This window comes from Streptomyces sp. NPDC005151, from assembly GCF_053599875.1.
The window spans coordinates 1-2,976 of record NZ_JBSFYR010000220.1; the positions used below are offsets into that span (position 1 = coordinate 1).

The following is a 2,976-nucleotide window of genomic DNA, read 5'->3' on the forward strand; positions in this document are numbered from 1 at the left end:
GGAGCGCTCTGGATCGCCGAGACACTGGCCGAACGGGCCCCGGCCGCCCTGCGCGTGATGGACCCCTTTCACGTGGTGGCCTGGGCCACCGACGCCCTGGACACCGAGCGCCGGGCCTCCTGGAACCGGGCCCGCCACCAGGCCGCCGACACCGACGGCCGCGAGCGCGCCCGGGCACTGAAGGACTCCCGGTTCGCCCTGTGGAAGAACGAAGCCGACCTCACCGACCGCCAGGCCGCGAAACTCGCCTGGATCGCCGCCACCGACCCCCGCCTGCACCGCGCCGGGAAACTGAAGGAGACCCTGCGCACCGTCTTCACCCTGGCCAAGACTCGCCCCACGGCGGCCCTCACGGCCCTGGACCGGTGGATCGGCTGGGCCCGCCGCTGCCGCATCCCCGCCTTCGTCGACCTCCAACGCCGCATCCGCCGTCACCGCGAGGCGATCCGCGCGGCTCTGCTGACGGGCATCAGCAACGGCCTGATCGAGTCGACGAACACCAAGACCCGACTGATCATCCGCCGCGGCTTCGGCTTCCACAGCGCGGACGCGATCATCGCCCTCGTCATGCTCACCCTCGCCGGGGAACGTCCCACCCTCCCCGGTCGCCAACCCGCCACAGAGTGACCCACTCATGCAGCAGGAGAGCCTCTTTTCGTGTGCCTAGAAGAAGCCGAGCTTCTTCGGCGAGTACGACACCAGAAGGTTCTTCGTCTGCTGGGAGTACAGACTCGATACCCCGTTGACCAGCGGAAACGGCGGATGTTGAGGCCCGAGAAACGGTGTTGGCCCGCGTATGGTCCGGTTCTTGGGAGGCGGAGCCGATTGGCGCTGTCAGTTCCTCTGCTCTGGCGACAGCACGGTGAGTGGTGCGGGATTGCGGCTGGTCCAGTGGTGGCGGTGGTGGCGAACGTGGTTGGGGTTGATGTAGTGCCACTGGTGGCGTTTGAGTTCGGCTTGCAGGCGGTCCGTCACGGTGTCGACGACCGTGAGGTCGTCGGTCAGGACGTACGCTCCGGCGTCGAAGAGGACGTGGCAGTTCGGGCAGAGGCACAGCAGGTTCTCCGTGAGGTCGGGTCCGCCGTGCTCTCTGGCCCGGATATGAGCCGCTTCGCTGTAGCGGTGGCGGGGCGAGGGGAGGACCAGAGTGGTGGCGCATATCTGGCAGGAGTCCTGGTACCAGTGCTTAAGCTTGCGGACGGCATTCTCGCTGTTCTGCGAACGTCTCCTATCGGTGCCTCCGCTGGGAGTCTGCGTTCGGGGTTGTTCGAGAGGAGGGGAGAGGCTTGGTTTTCCGACCTCGACATGCCGCGCAAGGTGTCGTCCACGTCTTCGATGATCTGATCCACCGTGTCGCGGTCCATGGCGACAAGACAGCAGGTGCCGCGAATGGCGCGGCGGGCGAGTGACCATGCGGCCTCGATGTGGGTGCCGTTGATGGCCGTGCGTTCGGCTGCAGCGAGTGCGCCGGCCATACGTGAGACGTGGTCGCCGACTCGGAGGAAGAAGCCGCCGTGCTCCTCGGGTAGAGGCGCGTCCCACCTGTCCTCCGCATGGCGGATCATGTCCCGCATCTTGCCTGCGGGAGGGGTGTAGGTCAGGCACGGCCGGGTGTGGAAGGCCCAGCGGTATGCCTCTGCCAGGTCGCGCTTCCAACTGTCCGACGACACTGTCTCCTGCGGGGCAGGCGCGCTGCGCTGGGCAAAGTGCAGGACACGAGACCAGGTGGCGGCATCCGTGGACAGAAAGCCGCGCCACGCCCGGAGGGCGGGCGTCCACAGGGCGCCGACATACGGGGGAGCGGTTCGCCCGGCGGCTCGGTAGCGCCTGAAGCCCCGGGTGGGGATGAAGTGCCGACTGTCCCACGCCGTGCGCGTATGGAGTTCCAGGAGGGGACTCCTCCAGGAACTGCCGGAACCGGTCGTGAACGGAGAGCCGGTCAGCAGAAGCGCGGAGGTGCCCGTACCAGCGTTCTCCGCCCGGCGGGTGGAATGAACCGCTGCGCTGTACATCTTGCCGTTCGTGACGTTGTGATGGGTCGCCAGCGGAACAGGGCCTCCGAGGCGGCGGCGCAGGACATCGACAAGCCGGGACCCGTCAGACGCGTCGTCATGTACGTGTGACATCCAGACCGTCAGCGGGGCGCTGGGCCAGGAGACGATCGAAACCGCGGGGGAGACGGCTGTGGACCACCAGCTGATCGCTCCCACATAGAGGTCCGCCGGGGCCAACCCCGCCGGGGCGGCTTCGGCTACCGCCATCTCCCCGAGCGGTCCTCGCAGGATGACATCGTCGTCCAAGGCGCCCCCTTGTCGTTGTACAGCGTTGTTCGGTGGGCTGATCTTGCCCATACCTCTGACAACGGTTGAGGGAGGAGACGGCGCGATGAGACGCGGACGCTGGCAGACAGCGGCTGGGGCCCGTTGAGTGAGCTTGAGGGGGAGTGGGACGCCGTGATGGTCGATCTGTTTCCGATGACCTCGCATGTGGAGTGCGTGGCCATCCTGGAACCTGCGAACAAGGGGGCCTGACCTGCGGTTTCGCGACGTGTGGTAGTCGTGCGACCTGTTTCCCTCCGTACATGCGATCGAGCCGTACATGCGATCGAGACATACGATCGAGCGGCCAGTTCGGCCCGAGAACCCGTTCCGACCTGGTTCCGACCTGGGGATTCGCGGTCAGACCCACGATGGGGACGGCGTCGGTGGCGGGGTTTGTTCACGATTCTTGACGCTCTCATGACGCTTGCGGGTAAGCCGGAATCGGTGGAGTCTCGGCGCCCGGAGGTGAGCGCCGTGCACCGCTGGCAGGAAGAAGTCCAGGACGTTCGCCTTGCGCGGGCTTGGAGAGGGAAGGTTCGTGGAGTCGAGGCCAGACGAGGTTTGAATCGTTCCGGGTTTGACCGAGGCTCGATCTCTTGGAAGGATCGGGATCGTTATGTCGAAGCCATACCCGAAGGAAGTCCGTGAACGGGCC

Annotated in this window: 2 protein-coding genes; one reads left to right on the forward strand and one right to left on the reverse strand. The window is 66.5% G+C overall.

Going from position 1 to position 2,976, the window contains the following annotated elements; translation table 11 throughout:
* Positions 1-627: ISL3 family transposase (locus tag ACWD6R_RS40175; RefSeq protein ID WP_451823286.1), on the forward strand; the 627-nt coding region annotated here is incomplete at its 5' end.
* A 207-nt stretch (positions 628-834) separates the two neighbouring features.
* On the opposite strand, the gene ACWD6R_RS40180 is transcribed toward ACWD6R_RS40175, so the two are convergent.
* Positions 835-1,413 carry an HNH endonuclease gene (locus tag ACWD6R_RS40180; protein WP_451823287.1) on the reverse strand — a complete coding sequence of 193 codons (579 nt, stop codon included), beginning with the start codon at positions 1,411-1,413 and terminating at the stop codon, positions 835-837.
* Between the last annotated feature and the right edge of the window lie 1,563 nt (positions 1,414-2,976).